The sequence below is a fragment of the Bradyrhizobium sp. USDA 4532 genome, assembly GCF_024171315.1.
Taxonomy (GTDB): Bacteria; Pseudomonadota; Alphaproteobacteria; order Rhizobiales; family Xanthobacteraceae; genus Bradyrhizobium; species Bradyrhizobium australafricanum.
In genome coordinates this window covers 2,669,681-2,692,077 of record NZ_JALJZN010000001.1, presented here as the reverse complement: position 1 = coordinate 2,692,077, position 22,397 = coordinate 2,669,681, and the positions used below count along the sequence as shown (strand labels likewise).

Genomic DNA, 22,397 nt, shown 5'->3' with positions numbered 1-22,397 from the left:
CGGCGGACGGGGTGTTCCGCGACGGGGAACGAACCTGTCCAAAATCGGTTCGTGTGCCTCATCGCTTCCCGCTGTCAATCCAGGAAGGGCGATGAGCGTTACACTTCATGTCTGCATCACCTGCCGCGCCGGCCAGACGCCGGCGGAAGGTGAGCTCGCGCCCGGTGCACGCCTGCATGCCGCGCTTGTCGAGGCCGGCGTGCCTGATGACGTCAATCTGGTTCCCGTCGCATGCCTGTCGGCCTGCAGCCAGGGTTGCTCGGTCGCGCTCAGCGCGCCGGGGCGGTGGTCCTATGTCTACGGCGGCCTGTCCGCTGATAATGCCGCGGATGTGATCGCCGGTGCCTCCGCCTATGCGGCGGCGCCCGACGGCATCGTGCCGTGGCGCAGCCGTCCGGAAATCTTCCGCAAGCAATCGCTCGCCCGCATTCCACCTCTTCCCGTCGTGCCGGAGGCCGCAGAATGACCACGCTCGCCAAAATTCCGGTCACCGTCGTGACCGGCTTTCTCGGCTCCGGCAAGACGACGCTGATCCAGCATCTGATCCGCAATGCCAACGGCAAGAAGCTCGCGGTGCTGGTCAACGAATTCGGCAGCGAAGGCGTCGACGGCGACATCCTGAAGTCGTGCGCCGACGCCAATTGTCCGGCCGAGAACATCGTCGAACTCGCCAATGGCTGTATCTGCTGCACCGTCGCCGATGATTTCATCCCGGCGATGGAGCAGTTGCTGGCGCGGAACGTGAAGCCCGATCACATCGTGATCGAAACTTCCGGGCTCGCGCTGCCGAAGCCGCTGCTGAAAGCGTTCGACTGGCCGGAGATCCGTTCGCGGATCACGGTCGACGGCGTGATCGCGCTCGCCGACGCCGAGGCCGTCGCCGCCGGCCGTTTTGCGCCTGATCCGGCCGCGGTGGATGCGCAGCGTGCGGCGGACGACAATCTCGACCACGAGACGCCGCTGTCGGAAGTGTTCGAGGACCAGATCGCATGTGCCGATATCGTGCTGCTGACCAAGGCGGACCTCGCGGGGGCGGAGGGGATCAAGGCAGCGAAAGAGGTGATCGCGGCCGAGATGCCGCGCGAGGTGCCGATGTTGCCCGTCGTCGACGGCACGATCGACGCGCGCGTGATCCTCGGGCTCGGGGCGGCGGCGGAAAGCGATCTCGCGGCGCGGCCGTCGCATCACGATGGCGAGGAGGAACACGAGCACGACGATTTCAATTCCGTCGTGATCGATCTTCCGGAAGTTTCGGATGTCGACGCGCTGGTCGCCTCGATCAAGGGGCTGGCGCGCGAGCAGAACGTGCTGCGCGCCAAGGGCTACATCGCGGTCGAAGGCAAGCCGATGCGGCTGTTGGTGCAATCGGTCGGCGAGCGGGTGCGGCATCAGTTCGACATGCCCTGGGGTGCCCGGGCGCGGCGGTCGAAGCTCGTCGTGATCGGCGAACATGCCGACATCGATGAAGCCGCGATCAGGGCACGGCTTGGTGTCTGATGCACGTCGTCTTCCGCGAGAGCCGCGGCCTTGAGGAGACCGCGACGCCAAGGGACCTCGGCCAGGATCCGGCCGATCTCGTGGTGTTGTCGTTTTCCGACAGCGATCTTGCTGCCTTCGCGGCCGGCTGGCGGCGGGGCCGTGCTGCGCTGCCGTCGCTGCGGCTCGCCAATCTCGCGGAGCTGCGCCATCCGCTGTCGGTCGATACCTATATCGAGCGGACGCTCTCGCACGCCCGCGGCATTCTGGTGCGGCTGATCGGCGGCGAGCCCTATTGGTCATACGGGCTGGCCGCGGTGCATCGGCTGGCGAAGGAGCGCGGCATCGCCCTGGTCGTGCTGCCGGCCGATGGCCGCGACGATCTGCGGCTGGATGAGTTCTCGACCTTGCCGGTCTCGACGCTGCGCCGTCTGAAGGTGCTGTGCGACAAGGGCGGCCCCGTTGCGGCGCAGGCCGTGATCGCGCAACTGGCGCTGGCGTCCGGACTTTATGCCGGACCCGTGGTCGGCGAGATCGATCTTCCCGAGATCGGCGTCTACGATTCCCAGCGCGGTGCCATCGCGGCGTTGCCGGCACCGGACGGCCGGCCGCGCGTGCTGGTGACGTTCTATCGTTCCTACCTCGCGGCAGGCGATACGGCGCCGGTCGATGCATTGATCGATGCATTGCGTGAGAGGGGCTTTGATGCCCACGGTGTGTTCGTCACCTCGCTGAAGGCGGCGGGCGTGGCGGATTGGCTGCGCGCTCAGTTTGCGCAATGCGCTCCAGCGGCGATCGTCAATGCGACCGCGTTTTCCGCGGCCGGTGACGACGGCACGACGCCGTTCGACGCTGCATCATGCCCGGTGTTCCAGGTCGCGCTGTCGACCGCGCGGCGCGAGGATTGGGCCTTGTCGCTCCGCGGGCTCTCGCCCGGCGATCTCGCGATGCATGTGGTGCTGCCGGAGGTCGACGGCCGCCTGTTCACAGGGGTCGTGAGCTTCAAATCGCCTGGTGAGCGCGATCTTGAGCTGCAATTCGCGCATCTTGCGCATCGACCGGATGCCGAGCGCGTCGCTGCAGTTGCCGCACGCGTGGCCGCCTGGCATCGGCTTGCCAGCAAGCCGGCACAGGAGAAGCGGCTCGCGCTGGTGCTCTCGAACTATCCCGGCCGCCCGCATCAGATCGCGCATGCCGTCGGCCTCGATGCGCTTGCCTCGGTCGGGGCGATGCTGGCTGATCTCGCGGGCGCGGGATTTGACCTTGAGCCGGTGGAGTCACTGGGCGACATTCTTTTGCGCAGGAATTTGACGTGGAACATCGCCGACTATCGTGCGGCGCTTTCCGGCCTTCCCGAGCTGCTGCAGGGCGATCTCAGCCGCGCATGGGGCGCGCCGGAAGATGATCCCGATTGCCGTGACGGCGCATTTCATTTCGCGGCGATCTGCTGCGGCAAATCGGTCATCGCCGTTCAGCCGGAGCGCGGTGAGGTGGGACAGCGCGACGCCGACTATCACGATCTGGCGCGCACGCCGCGCCATGCCTATGTCGCGTTCTATCTGTGGCTCAGGCGGCAGGCCATCGATGCCGTCGTCCACATCGGCGCGCACGGAACGCTGGAATGGCTGCCCGGCAAGTCGGTTGCGCTGTCGCCCGCATGCTGGCCGGAGGCGCTGATCGGCGATCTGCCTGTTGTCTATCCCTTCATCGTCAACGATCCCGGCGAGGCGGCGCAGGCCAAGCGCCGGATCGGTGCCGTGACGATCGGTCATCTGCCGCCGCCACTGGCACAGGCCGCGGTCCCCAAAGGCTTGCGCAATCTTGAGCGCTTGCTCGATGAGTATTCGACCGCCGATGGTCTCGATCCGGCGCGGCGGCAGCGCCTGATCGCCGCGATCCGCGACGAAGCGCGCATCGCCGGGCTGGAGGACGATCTCGGTCTCGCCGCGTCGGTCTCCGCGGCCGAGGCCATTCCGCAGATCGATCGTTTCGTCTGCGACCTCAAGGAAAGCCAGTTCGGCGACGGCCTGCATGTGTTCGGGCAGGGCGCTTGCGGTGAGGCGGAGAAGGAGGCGTTGCTGGGTGCGCTCGCCGGCCGGCGTGTTGCGCCGGGGCCGTCGGGCTCGCCCTATCGCGGGCGCAGCGACGTGCTCCCGACCGGGCGCAATCTGTTTGCGGTCGATCCGCGCGCGGTGCCGACGCCGTCGGCGCATGCGCAAGGCGTGAAGCTTGCTGAAGAGCTGCTGCGCCGTCATTTGCAGGATCACGGCGACTGGCCGAAGGGACTCGTGGTCGACCTCTGGGGCTCCTCGACGATGCGCACCGCCGGCGAGGACTTTGCGATGGCCCTGCATCTCGCGGGCATCGCGCCGCGCTGGGATCACGGCTCGGGGCGGGTGTCGGGCTACGACATCATCGCGCCGGCAGAGCTCGGCCGGCCGCGCATCGACGTCACGCTGCGCGTGTCGGGGCTGTTCCGCGACGTCTTCTCAGGGCTGGCCCAGTTATTCGAAGCCGCGGCGGAGGCGTTGTCCGAACGCAGCGACGAGGCGGACGAGAATCCTTACCGGCAGCGCATCGCGCGCGTGTTCGGTCCTCGCCCCGGACATTATGGCGTTGGCATTTCGTCGGTCCCCGACGTCTTCACACCGGAGGCGCGCGAGGCGGCCGGCGAAGCCTGGTTGTCGGCATCGTCGTGGGCTCTCGCATCCGACGGCGAGATGCGGCCCGATCGCGCCGGCATCGAGGCGCGGCTCGCGGCTGCGGACAGTTTTGTTCACACCCAGGATCTGCCGGAGACTGATCTGCTGCTGGCGGCCGACTACGCCGCGCACGAGGCGGGCATCGCGGCGGCGGCGAGGCGCCTTGGCACGAAAGCCCCATCGCTCTATCACCTCGATGCGACGCGGCCGGATCAGCCGCATGCCCGGGCGTTGACCGAGGAAATCTCACGGGTGGTGCGAGTGCGCGCGGCCAACCCTGCCTGGATCGCGGGCATGATGCGCCATGGCTTCCGTGGTGCCGCCGAAATCACAGCGACGTTGGAGCACATGGCGGCGTTCGCCCATCTTGCCGGCGCGGTGCCGCCGCATCTGTTCGATCTCTACTATGATGCGACGCTCGGCAATGACGAGGTTCGCGGCTTCATGGCGCGCGAGAACCCGGCGGCGCTGGCTGCGATCGAAACCTGCTTCGCGAGATTGCATGAAGCCTCGCTCTGGCAGACGCGGCGCAATTCGATCGCGGCTGCGCTGCAGGAGGCCTCATGAGCGCGGTTGCGGTCAAGGGCTGGTGTCCAGGCGCGCTGCGGCCGATGCAGTCAGGCGATGGCCTCGTGGTGCGCATTCGCCCGCGCGGCGGACGGCTGGACGCGGCGCAGGCAGCGGGAATCGCCAGGCTGGCGGCGCGATACGGCAACGGCCTGATCGACCTGACCAGCCGCGCCAATCTCCAGATTCGCGGCGTCAGCGATGAAGGTTATCCGCCCCTGGTCGATGGGCTCGCTGAACTCGGGTTGCTGGACACGGACTCGAATACCGAGGCGCAGCGAAACATTCTGGTGACGCCGTTCTGGACTGTCGCCGACGAGACGCGCTCGCTTGCGACCGAGCTTGAGCAGGGGCTTGCCGGTGCCTCGTTTGATCTTCCAACCAAGTTCGGCTTCGCAATCGATGATGGCAATGCGCGGATGCTGGCGGATGCGTCCGCCGATATCAGGATCGAGCGCGATCGCGGCCGGGGACTGCTGGTGCGGGCCGATGGCGCGCAGCGCGGGCTTTCGGTCATGCGGAGCGAGGCCGTTCAGGTCGCGTTGGCGCTGGCCGAATGGTTTGTCACCTCCGGCGGAACCAGGGGTGAGCGGCGACGGATGGCGGCTCATCTCGCCGGCGGCGCGAGCCTGCCGCAGTCGCTTCGCGGTGATGCCGAACCAGTCGGCCAATCGTCGAGTCCCGTGCCGGGCATCTATCCAATGGGCGCGATGGTTGGCGTCGCCTTCGGGCAAATGCCGCACCAGACGCTCAACGATCTCGCCGGCTGCGCGCGGGCTCTCCGCATGACGCCGTGGCGGATGATGCTGGTGGAGGGGATGCGCGAGATGCCCGGTGGGGCGGACCTCGTGACTGATGCCGGCGATCCGAGGCTTCGTGTGGTCGCCTGCAGCGGCGCACCGCGCTGCGGCGATGCGCATGCGGACACGCGTATGCTGGCATCGGCGCTCGCGCGGCAAATTCCATCCGATGCGCGGCTTCACGTCTCCGGCTGCGCCAAGGGCTGCGCCCATTCCGGTTCTGCGGATGTTACCCTCGTTGCGACAGACGAGGGCTTTGATCTGATCCGCCGCGGCACGACGCGGGATGCGCCGGTCCTCCGAGGATTGAGCAGTACGTACCTCGTTGCAAATCCTACCGTGCTGACGGGAGGCCATTGATGCCGCACGTCTACGAGACCGATGGCGCGGCGATCTATCGCCAGTCCTTTGCCACCATCCGCTCCGAGGCCGATCTTGCCCGCTTCACGCCAGACGAAGAGCCGGTGGTCGTGCGCATGATCCATGCCGCCGGTATGGTGGGCTTGGAAGCGCATGTGCGCTTCACATCAGGCATGGCTGCGCGCGCGCGAGCCGCCTTGCAGGAGGGCGCGCCAATCCTCTGCGACGCGCGCATGGTGTCGGAGGGAATCACGCGCGCGCGGCTGCCGGCCGGCAATGCCGTGATCTGCACGCTCGGTGATGTCAAGGTACCTGCGCTCGCGCAATCGATGCGCAACACGCGCTCCGCGGCGGCGCTCGAGCTGTGGCGGCCGCATCTGGCCGGCGCCATCGTCGCGATCGGCAACGCGCCAACGGCGCTGTTTCATCTGCTCAACATGCTGGAGGATGGTGATTGCCCACGGCCGGCGGCGATCATCGGCTGTCCGGTCGGCTTTGTCGGCGCGGCGGAATCCAAGGCGGCATTGATGGCTGAGCCGCCCGTGCCGGCGCTGACGGTCGAGGGACGGTTCGGTGGTTCGGCGATCACGGTTGCCGCCGTCAATGCGCTGGCGAGCCGGAGCGAATAGCGATGGGACGCATCATCTGCTGCGGCCTCGGCCCAGGCGATCCGGACCTGATGAGCGTGCGCGCCGACCGCGTTGTGCGTGCCGCGAAGCACGTCGCCTATTTTCGCAAAAAGGGCCAGCCGGGGCAGGCGCGCCGCATTGTCGAAGGCTTGCTCGCCGCAGACGTCAGCGAATATCCGATGGAATATCCGGTCACCACGGAGATCGCGTTCGACAGTCCGGACTATGCGCGGCTGCTTGCCGACTTCTATGACGAATGGGCCGAGCGCCTGGCGCGATTTGCGCGCGCGGTCGACATCGTCGTGCTCTGCGAGGGCGATCCCTATTTCTATGGTTCATTTATGCATCTGCATGCACGGCTGCAGGGGCGTGTCGAGATCGAGGTGATCGCCGGCATTCCCGGCATGGTCGGCTGCTGGAATTCGGTGGGTCAGCCGATTGCGCTGGCCGACGATGTGACGACCGTTCTGATGGGGACGCTGCCGGAGGCGGAGCTCGCCGAGCGGATGCGCAGCTCCGACGCGCTGGTCGTCATGAAGACCGGTCGCAATCTTCCGAAGATTCGCCGCGCGCTGGCGTCCGCGGGGCGCCTCGATGATGCGTGGCTGGTCGAACGCGGCACCATGCCGGATCAGCGCGTCGCACGGCTTGCAGATGTCGGCGAGGCCGATTGTCCGTATTTTGCGATCGTGCTGGTGCACGGGCAGGGGCGGCGCAGGGAGGTCGCGCAATGACCGGCACGCTGACCATCGCGGGGCTCGGACCGGGCGCCGAGGCGCTGATCACGCCGGAGGTCGCTGCTGCGCTCGCGGCCGCGACCGACATCGTCGGCTATGCGCCCTATGTGACCCGCGTGCCGCCGCGCGCCGGGCTCACGCTGCATCCCTCGGACAATCGCGTGGAGTCGCAGCGCGCCGCTGACGCGCTGCGGCTCGCGTCGGAAGGAGGCCACGTCGTCGTGGTTTCCTCAGGCGATCCCGGCGTGTTTGCGATGGCATCGGCCGTGTTCGAAGCGCTGGAGGACGCGCCGCAATGGCACGACCTGCCGATTCGCGTTCTGCCCGGCGTGACGGCGATGCTGGCGGCGGCGGCAAGCGCCGGCGCGCCGCTCGGTCATGATTTCTGCGCGATCAATCTCTCCGACAATCTCAAGCCCTGGCCGCTGATCGAGAAACGCCTGCGGCTTGCGGCCGAAGCGGATTTCGCGATCGCGATGTACAATCCGCGCTCGGCCAGCCGGCCGGAAGGTTTTGGGCGCGCGCTCGAGATCTTGCGCGAGGCCGGCTGTGACGAGCGGATCGTGGTGTTCGCGCGCTCCGTCAGCACGCCCGAGCAGCGGATCGAGACGGTCGAACTGCGCGACGCAAGGCCAGACATGGCCGACATGCGGACGCTCGTGATCGTCGGCAATTCGGCGACACGGCGGGTCGGCCGCTGGGTCTATGCGCCGAGGCAGGTCCGATGACCGAGCCATTGCATCGCCTCGCTCACGCTTTCCACCCGCGGCCTCTCGGGCAGCAGTGGCCGCGTGATCATGATGACGGGAAGGCCGAGCACGCGGGCGGCGTCGATCTTGGCGCGCGCGCCGGTTCCGCCGGAGTTGCGGGCGACGATCCACTCGATGCGACGCGTGCGCATCATCGCGAGCTCACCCTCGAGCGTGAAGGGGCCGCGCGACATAATGACGTCGGCATCGGGCAATGGAAGCGCTTGCTCGGGCGGGTCGACGAACCGCAACGTATAGGCATGCTGCGGCCGGGCGCCGAACGGCGCGACGTGCTGGCGGCCGATCGCGAGGAACACGCTGGCGCGGCTGTCCGGCAAGGCCGCGGCCGCGGAGACGACGTCCGCGACTTCGATCCAGCGATCGCCCGCGGCTTTGTCCCAAGGCGCGCGCTCAAGCGCGAGCAGGGGCGTTGCGGTTTGCGCGCAGGCCGCGATGGCGTTGCGGCTCATCTCGGCGGCGAAGGGATGCGTCGCATCGACCACATGCGTGATGGCTTCGCGGTGGAGATAGTCGGCAAGACCGTCGACGCCGCCGAAGCCGCCGATCCTGGTCGGCAGCGGCTGGTCGGCTGGCGTGCGGGTGCGGCCGCCATAGGAATAGACCGCATCGATCCCCGCGCGTGCGATCGCAGCGGCGAGCAGATTGGCATCGGCCGTTCCGCCCAGGATCAGGGCGCGCATCATGGATAATCCCTGGTTGACCATCATCGGCATTGGCGAAGATGGCCTTGCCGGCCTCTCCGATGCAAGTCGAAAGGCGCTCCGTGAAGCCGAAACAGTTTTCGGCGCCCAACGGCACCTCGCGCTCGTCGGCATCACCGACCGCGGCCGTGCCTGGCCGGTGCCGTTCGATGCGAACATCGTGCTGAGCTGTCGCGGCCGTCCGACGGCGGTGCTCGCGTCGGGCGATCCGTTCTGGCATGGCGTCGGCGGAAGCCTTGTCGAGAAGCTGCAGGCCGGTGAGTGGGTCGCGCACTCCGCGCCGTCGACGTTCTCACTGGCGGCGGCTCGTTTGGGCTGGCGTATCGAGAATGCTGTCTGTCTCGGTCTTCATGCCGCGCCGTTCGAGCGGCTGTTGCCGCATCTCGTGCGCGATGCGCGGATCATCTGCCTGCTGCGTGACGGCAAGGCAGCTTCCGACCTTGCGCGCTGGCTGACGGAGCGTGGTTGGGGGGCGTCGGCAATATGGACGCTTGCGGCGCTTGGCGGACCGCGTGAATGCATCACGCAGCATCGCGCCGACTCGTATGCGGGTGATTCAGGCGAGAGCCTGGTCGCGATCGCGCTGGAGGCGCGGGGAGCGCAGGGAATCGCACGCAGCTCAGGTCTTGCCGATGCGCTCTTTGTGCATGACGGGCAACTGACAAAGCGGCCGGTCCGCGCGCTTGCGCTGTCGGCGCTTGCGCCGCGGCCCGTTGAGCGGCTGTGGGATGTCGGCGCGGGCTCGGGCTCGATCTCGATCGAATGGGCGCTGTGTGGAGGGACGGCGATCGCCGTCGAAGCCCGCACCGAACGCGCCGCCAACATCCGCAGCAATGCGGCGAGCTTCGGCTTGACGCATCGGATCACCGTCATCGAGGGCGAGGCGCCCGGCGCTTTATCGGACCTCGCGGCGCCCGATGCGGTGTTCATCGGCGGCGGCCTCGACGCTGATATGTTCGATGCGATCTGGTCGCAGATCGCGCCGTGCACGCGGCTGGTCGCGCATGCGGTGACCCTGGAGACAGAGGCGCTGCTCTGCGATCTGCACCGGCGTCATGGCGGCGAGTTGATGCGCCTCGAGATCGCGCAGGCCGAGCCATTGGGCCGCTATCGCGGCTGGAAGGCCGCGCGGCCGATCGTGCAATGGAGCGCGCTCCGATGAAGGTCGCTGGTCTCGGATTCAGGCGCAATGCCAGTGTCGCGTCCTTGCGCGGCGCCCTCGACGCGGCCGGCGGGCCCAAAGGCCTTGCGGCAATTGCAACGGTGAGTGACAAGGCCGATGCGGCGGCATTGAGGGACTTGGCGCGGGAATTGGGGCTGCCGGTCCGGAGTATTCCCGCCGGGGTCCTGGCTGAAATAAAGACTGCAACGCAATCTGAGCTTATCAAAGCGAGGTTCGGAACGGGCTCGGTCGCCGAGGCTGCGGCGATCGCTGCAGCAGGGCGCGGTGCGCGCCTGATCTCGGTCAGGGCCGCGTCACGGGATCGGATGGCCATCGCGGCGATCGCGGAAGGAGACGGCGAATGACGGTGCATTTCATCGGCGCAGGGCCTGGCGCTGCCGATTTGCTGACCCTGCGCGGGCGCGATCTCATCGCCTCGTGCCCGGTTTGTCTCTATGCCGGATCGCTGGTGCCACCGGATGTTCTGGCGCATTGTCCGCCGGATGCGCGCATCGTCAACACCGCGTCGCTGTCGCTCGACCAAATCATTGCCGAGATCGCTGCCGCGGATGCGGAGGGCAAGGACGTTGCGCGGCTGCATTCGGGCGATCTCTCGGTCTGGTCGGCGATGGGCGAGCAGCTGCGCCGGCTGCGCGCGTTGCAGATTCCGTATTCGGTCACGCCCGGGGTGCCAGCCTTCTCGGCGGCTGCGGCGGCGCTGGAGGCCGAGCTGACGCTGCCGGGCCTTGCGCAATCGGTGGTGCTGACGCGCACGCCGGGCCGAGCGAGCGCGATGCCGGATGGCGAGACGCTCGCAGCCTTTGCCGCGACCGGCGCGGTGCTGGCGATCCATCTTTCGATCCATCTGCTCGACAAGGTCATGGCCGAGCTCACGCCGCACTACGGCGCGGATTGCCCGGTTGCGATCGTCTGGCGCGCGAGCTGGCCGGACCAGCGCATCGTGCGCGGCACGCTCGCGACGCTCGATACCGCCGTCGGCCCCGAGCTCGAACGCACTGCGCTCATTCTGGTCGGCAAGACGCTCGGCGCGGACGAATTCGCCGAGAGCCGTCTCTATGCAGCTGACTATGACCGTCGCTACCGTCCGGTCGGGGCGGCGCCGCGTTTTCCGGAATCGTCGCCGGAATCATCGCAATGACCGCGGCGCTCGTCATCTCTGCGCCGGCATCCGGTGTCGGCAAGACGACGCTGACCCTGGCGTTGGCGCGCGCCTATCGCAATCGTGGTCTCAAGGTACAATGCCTCAAGAGCGGGCCTGATTACATCGATCCCGCCTTTCACGCGGTCGCCACGGGACACCCGTCGGTCAACATCGATAGCTGGGCGATGGCGCGCGAAGCGATCGCGCATTTGGCAGGCCGCGGCGCGGATGCCGATCTCGTGCTGGCGGAAGGCTCGATGGGACTGTTCGACGGCGTCGCCGCGCGGGGCGTCTCGGGGACCGGCGCCACCGCCGACATCGCCGAGATGATGGAGTGGCCGGTGTTGCTGGTGATCGATCCCTCCGGTCAGGCGCAGACCGCGGCGGCGGTCGCGGCGGGATTGCGTGATTTTCGCGCCGGCGTTCGGCTTGCGGGCGTCGTCCTCAATCGCGTCGCGAGCGCGCGGCATGAAGCGCTGGTGCGCAACGCCATGGCGGGCGCGGGCATTCCGGTATTGGGATCGCTGCCGCGCCACGCCGAGATCGCCTTGCCGAAGCGTCACCTCGGCCTGGTACAGGCCGAAGAGCAGGCTCAAATCGACGGTCTGATCGACGAAGCCGCACGCTTCGTCGCCGAGCATGTCGATCTCGACGCCGTGCTGAAATCGGCCGAGGTCTGGTCGCCGCAATCCGCCGTGCCCAGCCTGGACATCACGCCGCCCGGCCAGCGCATTGCGCTGGCGCGCGATACCGCATTCTCGTTCGTCTATCCGCACATGCTGGAAGCCTGGCGAGCGGCCGGCGCTGAGATCGTAACGTTCTCGCCGCTTGCGGACGAAGGCCCCGACGCGGACGCCGATGTGTGCTGGCTGCCCGGCGGCTATCCCGAACTGCATGCCGGCCGGCTTGCGGCCAACAGGCAATTTCTCGGGCGGCTCCGCGCCTTCGCCGAGACGCGGCCGGTGCATGGCGAATGCGGGGGCTACATGGTGCTGGGCGCCGCATTGACCGACGCCGACGGCGTGCGCCACGAGATGGCGGGCCTGCTCGGCCTTGAGACGAGCTATGCCAAGCGCCGCATGCATCTGGGCTACCGGCTCGCCGAGCTCGCCGCACCGATGCCCGGCCATGGCCCAGGCGCACGCCTGCGCGGCCACGAGTTTCATTATTCGACGATCATCGCGCAGCCCGACACGCCGCTCGCGGTGGTGCGTGATGCGACTGGTACGATCGTTGCGGAGACCGGATCGCGGCGCGGCTGTGCGACGGGTACATTCTTCCATCTGATTGCGGAGGACCGGTGAGCGGATTCGTTTCCTTCATCTCGGCCGGTCCCGGCGATCCCGAACTCCTGACCATGAAGGGAGCGGCGCGGCTGCGCGAGGCCGATGTGGTGCTCTATGACGATCTTGCTTCGGGCGCGATCCTCGATCTCGCGCGCTCCGGCGCCAATCTCGTCGCGGTCGGCAAGCGCGCCGGCCGCCTGTCGGCGAAGCAGCACCATGTCAGCCGGCTGCTGGTCGATTATGCCACCGCCGGCGTGCGGGTCGTGCGGCTGAAATCCGGCGACGCCGGTATTTTTGGACGGCTCGAGGAGGAGATCGAAGCGCTGCGCGTGGCCGGCATCGGCTACGAGATCATTCCCGGCGTGACCTCGGCGTCGGTTGCCGCCGCGCAGGCCGGCATTCCGCTGACGCGCCGGTTGACCTCGCGCCGGGTCCAGTTCGTCACCGGCGCCGATGTGACGGGCGAATTGCCTGCGGACCTGAACTGGGCGGCGCTGGCCGATCCGGAAGCGACCACCGTCGTCTATATGGGGCGGCGGACCTTCCCGGCATTGGCCGCAAGGCTGATCGCGCACGGCCTCGCGCCCGACACTCCCGCACTGCTGGCGGAATCGCTCGGCCACGCCGACGAGCGGCTGCTTCGCACCACGATCGCAGCGCTGGCCGAACAGCTCACGCAGGCTGGCGCGGCCACGGCGGCTGCCGTTATCCTGTTCGGTGCGCTGGCGCCGGAACGAGGGTGACGCGGCTATGTTGACGCTGTCTCTGATCGGCATCGGTTGTGGTGATCCCCGGCAGCTCACTTTCGCTGCGACCGCCGCGATCAATGCCGCCGACCTGATCCTGATCCCGCGCAAGGGGACGGCGAAGTCGGATCTCGCCGAGTTGCGTCGCACCATCTGCGCGGAAGCGTTGAGCAACGACCGCACACGCATTGCCGAGTTCGACCTGCCGGTGCGTGACGCCGGTGAGGAGGACTATCGCAAGGGCGTGGACGATTGGCACGATGCGATCGCCGCGACGTGGTCGAAGGAAATCGCGCGCCATCTCGGCGGGGAGGGACGCGTCGCCCTGCTGATCTGGGGCGATCCCTCGCTCTACGATTCGAGCCTGCGGATTGCGCGACGGCTCGATCCGTTGCCATCGATCGAGGTGATCCCCGGCATCACGTCGATCCAGGCGCTGTGCGCGGCGCATGCGCTGCCGCTCAATGAGATCGGCGAGCCGTTTCTTGTGACGACCGGCCGGCGGCTGCGCGATGGCGGCTGGCCGCCCGGCGTCGACACCGTGGTCGTGATGCTCGACGGCGGCGCCGCTTTCCAGACGCTGGATCCTGCGGGGCTGCAAATCTGGTGGGGCGCCTATCTCGGCATGCCCGATCAGATCATCATGGCGGGGGAACTGGCAGAGGTGGGCCCTCGCATCGTCGCCGCGCGACGAGAGGCACGTGAGCGGCACGGCTGGATCATGGACAGCTATGTCCTGAAGCGGAGATCGTGATCCAGATTTTGCTCCGGCGGCATTCCATCCAGCGGGGCCGCTAGGTCTTCAACCCGCGAATCGAGGGCTGGATGGTCAGGCGGTAAGCGACAAGCTTGTCGCCATCGAACTGCTCGAGGGTCGTCTCGCAAACCGGGCAGCGATACTCGCCCTCGCTTCCTGCTGACCTGGATGCCAGCTCAAGGCGTCGGAATCCAGCCCCGCAACGCGGGCATGTGACGTCGTCCTTCTTCATCAACTCACCCCAGAACAACACCGGCGCTCCTTTTAGCCCAGACCGCGCGGCGGAACTATGTTCATGGCCGGAGAGCTACCGGATCATTCGTGCATGGAAGCGGCGGTGCGTCGTCGAGCGGGCGACAGCGCAGCCGATCGCGCGGAGCCGATTTTCAACGCGTTATGCAAGTTCGGCAATGGGTTATGGCTCGGCTCTTAAAGAGCATGGGCCGCTGGACCGTGCAGCAATAGTGACTGCCATGTCGTTGTGTTCGAGAGAAATGCTGCGTCTGCTCAATACCACGCGCGATCGCCGGCACGCCCGAGGCCCACCGGCGATCAATCGCGATCAGCTATTGCCTGATCAGACGAACCACGTCCTGTCGCAGCAGGTAGAACGAGACGGCGAGCAGAACGACGTCCTTCACCAGGAACGGCACGTTGCCGGTCATCGCGGGGAAGCCACCGGCGGCAACGTCCCAGCCATCAGGCATGAACGGAATGATGGTGACCGTCGCGATGAAGGTTCCGGTCGAGCCGAGGGCGCCGAGCACGCCGAGCCGCTTGTCCCAGAAGCCCGCGAGCAGCAGCGAACCGAACGTCCACTCAGAGGCGCCAAGGAAGTAGCTGGCGCCGGCGTGGCCGAACGCTGGATACAGCCACCAGATCAGCGGCCCGTTGCTGATGAACGGGACCAGCCGTTCGAACTCGTACGGAAACCACTTCTGGTAACCGAAGAACAGGAACATGATCACCATCGCGGCCCGGACGACGTGATAGTCGAGATCTTCCGCGAGCAGGCCGGACCTATGAAGCGCGCGGACAAGCGGATTTTGTGTGGTGTTGGCAAGCGTGGTCATGGTCGTGATCCTTTTCGCATGACATCGCCCGGTCGCTTCACGCGACTGCCGGGAAGTCGATGTCGGTGTCGTTGATGCGGTTGAAGACGTTGGTGAAGACCGTGGTCGCAAACGCCAGGCTGATCTCGACCAGCTGCCCGTCGCTGTAGCCGGCGGACTTGATCGCGGCGAAATCCTGATCGCTGACGGTGCCGCTCGACTGCGCGAGCTTGCGCACGAAATGCACGAGTGCATCGCGCTTGGTGTCACCGGTCGGCGCGCCGTCGCGGATCTGCTTGAGCGCATCGGCATTCACGCCGGCGAGCCTGGCGAGATGCGAGTGCGCGGCGACACAATAATCGCAGCCGCTGGCAGCGCTGATCACGAGCTTGACGATCTCCAGGTCGCGCCGGGGCAGGCTGCCGCCAGTCAGGACGGCATCGGCCGCGAGGATCGATTTGAGCGCGGCCGGACCGTGGGCGGCAATCGCCGCGTAGGTGTTCGGGACGGCGCCGATCGCCTTCTTGATCTGGGCGTAGATCTGGCCGGACGGGCCGGTATCGGTTTCGAGATTGGGGGTTGAGAGACGAGACATGGTGGCACTCCTTGTTTGGGGTGGTGAACGATTGCGGAGTGACAATAGGATCGAGATTTGAGACATTGAATATTCATATTGCTCGTTTATATGCTCCATCGTCTCATGAACTGCTTCGGGGGGAATGGCTATGGATTGGCTGAGCCGGCTGTTCGAGATGATGCCGGTGCGCGGGCGGCTCGACCTGCGCTGCAGCTACAGCGTGCCCTGGCGTATCGAGCAGGGCCCGGGTGTAACCAGCGAGATCCCCTATCATGCGGTGCTTGCCGGCTCGGCGATCCTGGACGACGCCGCGGGCGGACGGCCGTTGCTGCTGAAGGCCGGCGACATCCTCCTGCTTCCCGGCAACCCGCGACACGTGATGCACGATGGCAGCGGGGCGACACCGCTGCCGGCGCGCAACCGGGCGGCGGAGAATTTCACGATCAGCGAAAACCTCGGATCGGACGAACGGCTTGACCTGTTGTGCGGGCACTTCGCGATTGCACCGCTACACGACCGTCTGTTGCGCGGTTATCTTCCGCCGCGCCTTGTCGTGCACGCCGGCACGCGTGCGGGAAAGGGAACGGCTGCGCAGCTCGCCGGGCTCGTGTCGCTGATGCGCAGCGAAACGGCCGACGATCATCTGGGCGGCCACGCCATGCTGAATGCGCTGTCCACGGCAATGTTCGCGCTTGTGCTGCGGCTTGCCAGCGAGACCGATGCAACGTCACGGGGACTTCTCGCCCTGGTCGGCGATCCCAGGCTCGCACCGGCCGTGGCCGCCATGTTCAAGGAGCCCGCGCATGCGTGGTCGCTGCCGGAGCTCGCACGGCTTTGCAACATGTCGCGCGCGACGCTGGCGCGGCAGTTCCAGGACAAGCTCGGGCGATCGGCCAGCGATCTGCTCACCGATATCAGGATGACACTTGCGGCGAACGAGTTGAAGGGATCATCGCTTTCGACGGGCGCCGTGGCAGAGATGGTCGGGTATCAATCGGAGGCTGCCTTTCAGCGCGCCTTCAAGAGCCACATGGGCGTGACGCCGGCGCAGTGGCGAAAGACGCAGCCGCCGGAACACGACGTGTCGTTGGAATCTGCGGTGCCAGCTGATCGGAAAGGCAGTTCGCCGACTGTGGATGCGTAGCGTCCCCGTGCCTCGCGTACGTTTCGATGCGCGAGGCGCAGAGTGCGCTTGATCAAGACTTGCGATGCCTCGCGTTGACCGCGATCGCGGCGGCGGCGGTGCGGTTCTCGACGCCGAGCTTGGCGTAGATCTGCTCGAGGTGCTTGTCGACGGTACGCGGGCTGAGGCCGAGGATCTGCGCGATGTCGCGGTTGGTCTTGCCCTTGGAGAGCCAGGACAGCACCTCGCCCTCGCGGGTGGTCAGGCCGAGCTCGCTGGAGAACTCGGCTGGCATGTCGCCGCTGGTGTCCTTGGCGAGCCGCAGCAGGAATTCGTTGGGCCCGAGCTTGCCCATATATTGCAGCCGAAGCTGTTCGTTGCCGGGGAACGACGCCACGGTCGCTGTCTTCTTTCCCGTGCCGCCCTTCTGCGCCTGCTCGAGCCATTGCGGCATCGGGTCCGGCAGCGCGAAATTGTCGGCGGCGTCGGCGAGCGTATCCGACAGCAGTCGCTGTGCCTGCGGCGTCGCCCACAGCAGCGCGCCGGCGCTGTTCACGGCGAGCAGATAGCGGCCGGAGACGTCGAGCGCCGCGCGGGCGCTTTGCGTCATCCGCGCATTGGCGAGATGGACCCGGATGCGCGCGAGCATCTCCTCGACCACGATCGGCTTCGTGACATAGTCGACGCCGCCGGCCTCCAGCCCGCGCACGATATGCTCGGTCTCGGCGAGGCCCGTCATGAAGATGATCGGCACGCCGTCGAGCCCTGCGTCGCGCTTCAGCCGCCGGCAGGTCTCGAAACCGTCCATGCCGGGCATCACGGCATCGAGCAACACGATATCGGGCGTGATCTGTTCGACGATGCGCATCGCCGAGGCGCCGTCGAGCGCGACCATCACGGTCATGCCAGCGCCGTCGAGCGCATCGGTCAAGAGACGCAACGTCTCGGGTGAGTCGTCGACGACGAGCGCGACGTCGCGCTTCTTCTGTTCAATGGTCATAGCTGTGCAATGTCTTCAACGTCGCCATATATTGATCGAGATCGAACCGGTCGATCAGCGTGCGCATCTGGCCGACGAAATCGGCATGTTCGGGACACTCATTGCCGATCTCGTCGAGCTTGAGCTGGATCGCCCTGACATAGCCGAGCTGGCCGAGGCTGATCAGCTCTTCGACATATTTCACCGGCGGCCGCGAACCACTCTCGGGCTTCCATTGCGGAGGCGGGGCCGGCTCGGCCTCATACTGCCACTCGATCTTGAGCAACTGGCGGATGGTCTCGAGCAGCCGCGGGATGTCGATCGGCTTCATCAGGTAGCCGTCATGGAATGGCTGCGCCAGCGGCGCGCCATGAGCCTCGAGCGCGCTGGCCGAGATCATCAGGATCCGCGCCTGGTGATGGCCTTCGGAGCGCAGGGTTTCGGCGACCGTCCAGCCGTCCATGCCCGCCATCGAGATGTCGAGCAGAAATAAGTCCGGCCGGCAATGCTGTGCGAGGGCAAGGCAGCCCGGTCCGTCCGGCGCGCTGAGCAGGATGAAGCCGAGCGGCGTCAGGATCTCGCGCAACAGGTCGCGGTGGGTCGGGTCGTCGTCGGTGATCAGGATGGTCTTGCGCGGACCGTGATAGCCGTACACGGGAGCATCGACCGGTGCATCGCGCCGCGGATTGGTGACCTCCGACAGCAGCAGCTTGACGCGGAAGGTGCTGCCGGTGCCGACCGTGCTCAGGACCTTGATGTCGCCGCCCATCACGCCCGCGAGCAGGCGGCTGATGGTCAGGCCAAGCCCGGTGCCGGTCTGCGGCTGGGTGACGCCGAGCGCACCGCGCTCGAACGGCGCGAAGATCCGCTCGAGGTCGTCGGGCTGGATGCCCGGCCCGGTATCGATCACCTCGAACTCTGCGACCGGGCTGCGGTAATGCACCACGAACTGGACCTGGCCGGATTGCGTGAACTTGATCGCGTTCGACAGCAGGTTGATCAGGATCTGACGCAGCCGCTTCTCGTCGGCATAGACCACGACGGGCAGCACGGCCGGCCGTTTGAACACGAAGTCGATGCCTTTTGCTGCGGCTTGCAGGCGGAACATGCCGACCAGCTGCTCGAGGAAATCGTTCAGCCGCACTTCGTCGCGCGACAGGTAGAGCCGGCCGGCCTCGATCTTGGAGATATCGAGGATGCCGTCGATCAGCCCAGACAGATGATCGGCGCTGCGGCGGACGACGCGCACCTGCTCGCGCGGCCGCACCTGCAGGCTGTCGTCCTGCTCCAGCAATTGCGCGTAGCCGGAGATCGCATTCAGCGGCGAGCGAAGCTCGTGGCTGAGGCCCACGACGTAGCGGCTTTTGGCGAGATTGGCTGACTCGGCGACTTCCTTGGCGCGCTGCAGTTCGGCGTCGGTGCGCTTGTGGGCGTCGATCTCCTGGATCAGCAGCGTGGTCTGGCGGCGTGTTTCCGCTTCCGCGGCGCGCCGGCTTTGTTGCGCCAGTACGAACAGCCAGGCGACCACGCCGATGATGAGGGTCAGCGCAAAGAACACCTTCCAGAGCACGTCGGCCAGCAATTCATTGGCATGCACGGCCGCCGTGGTCTGCAGGTAGATCAGGCCGAGCACCAGCGCCACGAGGCCGGCTGAGACGGCGAACACGCCGAGGTAATGCCCGAGCTGTGAATTGATGCGGGCGTAGATCGGCTGCGGCATCACCTTGCCCAGCGCGTCCGAGACCTGTGCGCCGATCCGGCCATGCGGCTTGCAGAGGTCATGGCAGCGTGCGTCGAGCGAGCAGCACAGTGAGCAGATCGGGCCTGCATAGGCCGGGCAGGAAGCCATGTCCTCGGGCTCGAACGCATGCTCGCAGATGCAGCACTGGATCGATTCAATGTTCTGCCAGCTCCGCTTCGGCTTGCGGGCGATGTAGTACTTGCCGTCGGTGGCCCAGGCGATCAGGGGAGCCGTGACGAACGCGACCGCAAGCGCAACGAAGGCCGACAGCGCCTTCGCGGTCGGGCCGAACAGGCCGTAGAACGCGCTGATCGAGACCACGGTGGCGATCGTCATCGCGCCGACGCCGACCGGATTGATATCGCAGAGATGGGCGCGCTTGAACTCGATGTGCTGCGGCCGCAGGCCGAGCGGCTTGTTGACGACGAGATCGGCCACCAGCGCGCCGACCCAGGCGATCGCGACGTTGGAGTAGAGCGCGAGCGTCTGCTCCAGCGCCTTGTAGACACCGATCTCCATCAGCAGCAGCGCGACGACGACATTGAACACCAGCCACACCACGCGGCCCGGATGCGAGTGGGTGAGGCGGGAGAAGAAGTTCGACCAGGCGATCGAGCCGGCATAGGCGTTGGTGACGTTGATCTTGACCTGCGACAGGATCACAAATGTCCCGGTCAGCGCCATTGCCAGATCCGGCTGCGACAGCACGTAGCGGAAGGCTTCGAGATACATGTTGGCCGGCTCGGCCGCGTGCTCGGCCGAGACGCCGTGGCTGAGCGCGAAGAAGGCCAGGAACGAACCGGCCAGCAGTTTGAGCGCGCCGAGCACGATCCAGCCGGGACCGGCGCTTAGCAGCGCGATCCACCAGGCCTTGCGCGAGGTGCGGCGGTCGCGCGGCAGAAAGCGCAGGAAGTCGACCTGCTCGCCGATCTGCGCCACCAGCGCGAACACGACGGAGGCGGCGGTGCCGAACAGCAGCAGGTCGAGAGTCCCTGCGGGATCGCCGTGATCGCCGGCGAATTTGCGCCACTCGGTGAAGGAATGCGGATTGGCCCAGGCGATCGCCGCGAACGGCATGATGTGGAGGATGATCCACAGCGGCTGGGTCCAGAGCTGGAAGCGGCTGATCAGCGTGATGCCGTAGATGACCAGCGGAATGATCACGACTGCGCTGATCAAATAGCCGATCGGTCGCGGGATGCCGAAGCACATGTCGAGCGCGCTGGCCAGGATCACCGCCTCGATCGCGAAGAAAATGAAGGTGAAGGAGGCGTAGATCAGCGAGGTGATGGTCGAGCCAATATAGCCGAAGCCGGCGCCGCGGGTCAGCAGGTCGATGTCGATGCCGCTTTTCGCGGCATGGTAGGCGATCGGCAGTCCGCAGAGGAAGATGATGACGCTGACGACCAGGATCGCGGCGGAGGCGTTCATCGCGCCATAGTTCAGGGTGATGGTGCCGCCGATCGCCTCCAGCGCAAGGAAGGAGATCGCGCCGAGCGCGGTGTTGGCGACGCGGGCGGCGGACCAGCGCCGCGCGCTCTTGGCGGTGAAGCGCAGCGCGTAGTCTTCCAGCGTCTGGTTGGCGACCCATTGATTGTACTGGCGCCTGACGCGGTCTATCCGCTGCCGCCCTGCCACTCGTTTGAACTCCTGGTCCACGATGCGCTGATCGCGGGCAAATCCCGTACCAAAAACCTACGTCGCTATTTTGCGGTGCAGTATACGCGATCTCACGTATCAGTGCGCTGCACAAAAGTGAGCAATCCTCGCCTGATCAATAAGCGTTCTCGAACCAGATGGGGTGCTCATGTCAGACGAACCAAAACCAGGCCTGAAGTCTCCGCTCCGACGCAAGCTCTTGATGGGAATGGCGGCATTGCCGGCCGTTTCGATGCTGGGCCGTCCGGCATTTGCCGACGTTCCTGCAACCTCTGCGGTCAATACCACGGGTCTTGCAGTCACCGATAGCGAAGTCACGGTCGGCATCCTGCATTCCGTCACCGGCACCATGGCGATCTCCGAGACCGGGTCGGTCGAGGCCGAGAAGCTCGCGATCGAGCAGATCAATGCCGCCGGCGGCGTGCTCGGCCGCAAGATCAAGTTCATCCAGGAAGACGGCGCCAGCGACTGGCCGACCTTCGCGGAAAAGGCCAAGAAGCTGCTGGTCAACGACAAATGCGCGGCCGTAATGGGCTGCTGGACCTCGGCCTCGCGCAAGGCGGTGCTGCCGGTGTTCGAGCAGTACAACGGCATGCTGTACTACCCGACCTTCTATGAAGGCCTCGAGCAGTCCAAGAACGTGATCTACACCGGGCAGGAGGCGACCCAGCAGATCATCGCCGGCCTCGACTGGGTCAACAAGACCAAGGGCGCCAAGAGCTTCTACCTGCTCGGCTCGGACTACATCTGGCCACGCACCTCGAACAAGATCGCGCGCAAGCACATCGAGAACCATCTGCAGGGCTGCAAGGTGGTCGGCGAGGAATACTTCCCGCTCGGCTCGACCCAGTTCAACTCGGTCATCAACAAGATCAAGCTAACCAAGCCGGACGTGATCTACGCGATCATCGTCGGCGGCTCCAACGTCGCATTCTACAAGCAGCTCAAGGCGGCCGGCATCGACTTGTCCAAGCAGACGCTGCTCACGATCTCGGTCACCGAGGACGAGATCGACGGCATCGGCGGCGAGAACATCGCCGGCGCCTATGCCTGCATGAAATACTTCCAGTCGCTCGACAATCCGAACAACAAGGCCTTCGTGCCCGCCTTCAAGAAGATGTGGGGCGAGAAGACCGTGATCGGAGACGTCACCCAGGCTGCCTATCTCGGTCCGTGGCTGTGGAAGTTGACGGTGGAGAAGGCCGGCTCCTTCGACATCGACAAGGTGGCGGCCGCGTCGCCCGGCGTCGAGTTCAAGGGCGCGCCGGAAGGTTACGTCCGGATCCACGAGAATCATCACCTCTGGTCGAAGACCCGCGTCGGACGCGCCAAGGCCGACGGCCAGTACGAGCTGATCTACGAGACCGCCGATCTCGTCGAGCCGGATCCGTTCCCCAAGGGCTACCAGTGA

Annotated in this window: 20 protein-coding genes; 15 read left to right on the top strand and 5 right to left on the bottom strand. The window is 66.4% G+C overall.

Annotated features, from left to right (window positions below; translation table 11 throughout):
• Window positions 1–91: 91 nt before the first annotated feature.
• The 7 genes from J2R76_RS12995 to cobJ are packed head-to-tail and all read left to right on the top strand — an operon-like array spanning window position 92 to window position 7,999.
• Window positions 92–466 (top strand): DUF1636 domain-containing protein, encoded by a 375-nt coding sequence (locus J2R76_RS12995; protein ID WP_076833487.1) that lies wholly within the window; start codon window positions 92–94, stop codon window positions 464–466.
• Window positions 463–1,497, top strand: coding sequence for a cobalamin biosynthesis protein CobW (cobW, locus tag J2R76_RS12990; RefSeq protein ID WP_076833488.1), 1,035 nt, complete (start codon window positions 463–465; stop codon window positions 1,495–1,497). Before J2R76_RS12995 ends, cobW begins: the two co-directional genes overlap by 4 nt.
• Complete coding sequence (gene cobN / locus J2R76_RS12985) at window positions 1,497–4,745, top strand: cobaltochelatase subunit CobN (protein WP_076833490.1); 3,249 nt, start codon at window positions 1,497–1,499, stop codon at window positions 4,743–4,745. Before cobW ends, cobN begins: the two co-directional genes overlap by 1 nt.
• A complete protein-coding gene (cobG, locus tag J2R76_RS12980) occupies window positions 4,742–5,905 on the top strand; it encodes a precorrin-3B synthase (RefSeq protein ID WP_076833492.1) in 1,164 nt (387 codons plus the stop codon). Before cobN ends, cobG begins: the two co-directional genes overlap by 4 nt.
• Window positions 5,905–6,534 (top strand): precorrin-8X methylmutase, encoded by a 630-nt coding sequence (locus J2R76_RS12975; protein WP_076833493.1) that lies wholly within the window; start codon window positions 5,905–5,907, stop codon window positions 6,532–6,534. The genes cobG and J2R76_RS12975 overlap by 1 nt, the downstream gene beginning before the upstream one ends.
• Before the next feature lie 2 nt (window positions 6,535–6,536).
• On the top strand, window positions 6,537–7,268 hold the full coding sequence (locus J2R76_RS12970) for a precorrin-2 C(20)-methyltransferase (RefSeq protein ID WP_076833495.1): 732 nt from the start codon (window positions 6,537–6,539) through the stop codon (window positions 7,266–7,268).
• Window positions 7,265–7,999, top strand: a complete 735-nt coding sequence (gene cobJ / locus J2R76_RS12965; RefSeq protein ID WP_076833496.1) for a precorrin-3B C(17)-methyltransferase — start codon at window positions 7,265–7,267, stop codon at window positions 7,997–7,999. Before J2R76_RS12970 ends, cobJ begins: the two co-directional genes overlap by 4 nt.
• Here the strand turns inward: cobJ and J2R76_RS12960 are convergent.
• Window positions 7,975–8,724 (bottom strand): cobalt-precorrin-6A reductase, encoded by a 750-nt coding sequence (locus tag J2R76_RS12960; RefSeq protein WP_076833498.1) that lies wholly within the window; start codon window positions 8,722–8,724, stop codon window positions 7,975–7,977. The genes cobJ and J2R76_RS12960 overlap by 25 nt on opposite strands.
• Between J2R76_RS12960 and cbiE the strand changes: the two genes are divergently transcribed.
• From cbiE to cobF, 6 genes are read left to right on the top strand one after another with little or no spacing between them, the layout of a single operon-like run.
• The gene (gene cbiE, locus J2R76_RS12955) at window positions 8,723–9,904 is read left to right on the top strand and encodes a precorrin-6y C5,15-methyltransferase (decarboxylating) subunit CbiE (RefSeq protein ID WP_076833500.1); all 1,182 of its coding nucleotides are present in this window, start codon (window positions 8,723–8,725) and stop codon (window positions 9,902–9,904) included. The two genes, J2R76_RS12960 and cbiE, sit on opposite strands and share 2 nt — an antisense overlap.
• On the top strand, window positions 9,901–10,269 hold the full coding sequence (locus J2R76_RS12950) for a cobalamin biosynthesis protein (protein ID WP_253624102.1): 369 nt from the start codon (window positions 9,901–9,903) through the stop codon (window positions 10,267–10,269). Before cbiE ends, J2R76_RS12950 begins: the two co-directional genes overlap by 4 nt.
• A complete protein-coding gene (gene cobM, locus J2R76_RS12945) occupies window positions 10,266–11,063 on the top strand; it encodes a precorrin-4 C(11)-methyltransferase (RefSeq protein ID WP_076833501.1) in 798 nt (265 codons plus the stop codon). Before J2R76_RS12950 ends, cobM begins: the two co-directional genes overlap by 4 nt.
• A complete protein-coding gene (locus J2R76_RS12940) occupies window positions 11,060–12,370 on the top strand; it encodes a cobyrinate a,c-diamide synthase (protein ID WP_076833503.1) in 1,311 nt (436 codons plus the stop codon). The genes cobM and J2R76_RS12940 overlap by 4 nt, the downstream gene beginning before the upstream one ends.
• Window positions 12,367–13,095 carry a uroporphyrinogen-III C-methyltransferase gene (cobA, locus tag J2R76_RS12935; RefSeq protein WP_076833505.1) on the top strand — a complete coding sequence of 243 codons (729 nt, stop codon included), beginning with the start codon at window positions 12,367–12,369 and terminating at the stop codon, window positions 13,093–13,095. The genes J2R76_RS12940 and cobA overlap by 4 nt, the downstream gene beginning before the upstream one ends.
• Window positions 13,096–13,102: 7 nt before the next feature.
• Entirely contained in the window at window positions 13,103–13,852 is a 750-nt protein-coding gene (gene cobF / locus J2R76_RS12930; protein ID WP_076833507.1) for a precorrin-6A synthase (deacetylating), read from the top strand.
• 569 nt (window positions 13,853–14,421) lie between these two features.
• Here cobF and J2R76_RS12925 read toward each other — a convergent pair.
• Complete coding sequence (locus J2R76_RS12925) at window positions 14,422–14,928, bottom strand: YkgB family protein (protein WP_076833509.1); 507 nt, start codon at window positions 14,926–14,928, stop codon at window positions 14,422–14,424.
• A gap of 37 nt (window positions 14,929–14,965) precedes the next feature.
• The gene (locus J2R76_RS12920; protein ID WP_253624101.1) at window positions 14,966–15,502 is read right to left on the bottom strand and encodes a carboxymuconolactone decarboxylase family protein; all 537 of its coding nucleotides are present in this window, start codon (window positions 15,500–15,502) and stop codon (window positions 14,966–14,968) included.
• Between the two features lie 130 nt (window positions 15,503–15,632).
• Between J2R76_RS12920 and J2R76_RS12915 the strand changes: the two genes are divergently transcribed.
• Window positions 15,633–16,628 carry an AraC family transcriptional regulator gene (locus J2R76_RS12915; protein ID WP_253624100.1) on the top strand — a complete coding sequence of 332 codons (996 nt, stop codon included), beginning with the start codon at window positions 15,633–15,635 and terminating at the stop codon, window positions 16,626–16,628.
• A gap of 52 nt (window positions 16,629–16,680) precedes the next feature.
• On the opposite strand, the gene J2R76_RS12910 is transcribed toward J2R76_RS12915, so the two are convergent.
• A complete protein-coding gene (locus tag J2R76_RS12910) occupies window positions 16,681–17,607 on the bottom strand; it encodes a response regulator transcription factor (RefSeq protein ID WP_076833513.1) in 927 nt (308 codons plus the stop codon).
• Window positions 17,597–20,965, bottom strand: a complete 3,369-nt coding sequence (locus J2R76_RS12905) for a hybrid sensor histidine kinase/response regulator (RefSeq protein ID WP_076833515.1) — start codon at window positions 20,963–20,965, stop codon at window positions 17,597–17,599. The genes J2R76_RS12910 and J2R76_RS12905 overlap by 11 nt, the downstream gene beginning before the upstream one ends.
• Before the next feature lie 169 nt (window positions 20,966–21,134).
• Between J2R76_RS12905 and urtA the strand changes: the two genes are divergently transcribed.
• Window positions 21,135–22,397: an urea ABC transporter substrate-binding protein gene (gene urtA, locus J2R76_RS12900; protein WP_057015907.1), complete on the top strand. Its 1,263-nt coding sequence runs from the start codon at window positions 21,135–21,137 to the stop codon at window positions 22,395–22,397.

Coding starts and splice junctions, on each gene's coding strand:
- J2R76_RS12995 (WP_076833487.1), top strand. CDS start 92: ATGAGCGTTACACTTCATGTCTGCATCACCTGCCGCGCCGGCCAGACG.
- cobW (WP_076833488.1), top strand. CDS start 463: ATGACCACGCTCGCCAAAATTCCGGTCACCGTCGTGACCGGCTTTCTC.
- cobN (WP_076833490.1), top strand. CDS start 1,497: ATGCACGTCGTCTTCCGCGAGAGCCGCGGCCTTGAGGAGACCGCGACG.
- cobG (WP_076833492.1), top strand. CDS start 4,742: ATGAGCGCGGTTGCGGTCAAGGGCTGGTGTCCAGGCGCGCTGCGGCCG.
- J2R76_RS12975 (WP_076833493.1), top strand. CDS start 5,905: ATGCCGCACGTCTACGAGACCGATGGCGCGGCGATCTATCGCCAGTCC.
- J2R76_RS12970 (WP_076833495.1), top strand. CDS start 6,537: ATGGGACGCATCATCTGCTGCGGCCTCGGCCCAGGCGATCCGGACCTG.
- cobJ (WP_076833496.1), top strand. CDS start 7,265: ATGACCGGCACGCTGACCATCGCGGGGCTCGGACCGGGCGCCGAGGCG.
- cbiE (WP_076833500.1), top strand. CDS start 8,723: ATGGATAATCCCTGGTTGACCATCATCGGCATTGGCGAAGATGGCCTT.
- J2R76_RS12960 (WP_076833498.1), bottom strand. CDS start 8,724: ATGATGCGCGCCCTGATCCTGGGCGGAACGGCCGATGCCAATCTGCTC.
- J2R76_RS12950 (WP_253624102.1), top strand. CDS start 9,901: ATGAAGGTCGCTGGTCTCGGATTCAGGCGCAATGCCAGTGTCGCGTCC.
- cobM (WP_076833501.1), top strand. CDS start 10,266: ATGACGGTGCATTTCATCGGCGCAGGGCCTGGCGCTGCCGATTTGCTG.
- J2R76_RS12940 (WP_076833503.1), top strand. CDS start 11,060: ATGACCGCGGCGCTCGTCATCTCTGCGCCGGCATCCGGTGTCGGCAAG.
- cobF (WP_076833507.1), top strand. CDS start 13,103: ATGTTGACGCTGTCTCTGATCGGCATCGGTTGTGGTGATCCCCGGCAG.
- J2R76_RS12925 (WP_076833509.1), bottom strand. CDS start 14,928: ATGACCACGCTTGCCAACACCACACAAAATCCGCTTGTCCGCGCGCTT.
- J2R76_RS12920 (WP_253624101.1), bottom strand. CDS start 15,502: ATGTCTCGTCTCTCAACCCCCAATCTCGAAACCGATACCGGCCCGTCC.
- J2R76_RS12915 (WP_253624100.1), top strand. CDS start 15,633: ATGGATTGGCTGAGCCGGCTGTTCGAGATGATGCCGGTGCGCGGGCGG.
- J2R76_RS12910 (WP_076833513.1), bottom strand. CDS start 17,607: ATGACCATTGAACAGAAGAAGCGCGACGTCGCGCTCGTCGTCGACGAC.
- urtA (WP_057015907.1), top strand. CDS start 21,135: ATGTCAGACGAACCAAAACCAGGCCTGAAGTCTCCGCTCCGACGCAAG.